General features: G+C 47.3%; 1 pseudogene. It reads right to left on the reverse strand.

Annotated elements, in window-relative coordinates:
- A pseudogene (cvfB, locus tag SORDD16_RS10305) lies at positions 1 to 243 on the reverse strand (RNA-binding virulence regulatory protein CvfB); the annotation flags it as partial.

The raw sequence follows: 243 nt of genomic DNA on the forward strand, positions 1-243 counted from the left end.
GTTCTGCATGTTGTTGTAAGCAGGACGCGCCAGACGTTGGAAGTCTTCTTGATAAGCCAAGAGTCCCCAGATTCGGTCTTTCTTGTCCACTTCAAGACGGATGTAAAGTTTATCACCTTTCTTAGGCCATAGTTCCTTGAGCTCAGGGAGGATATCGAGTGACACAACGATTTCCTTATCAGGTAGACCGGTATCGACAAAGACACCCAAGTCCTTACGAACTTCTGTTACCGTTCCCCAACC

The sequence above is a fragment of the Streptococcus oralis genome (assembly GCF_001578945.1).
GTDB classification, from domain to species: Bacteria; Bacillota; Bacilli; order Lactobacillales; family Streptococcaceae; genus Streptococcus; species Streptococcus oralis_Q.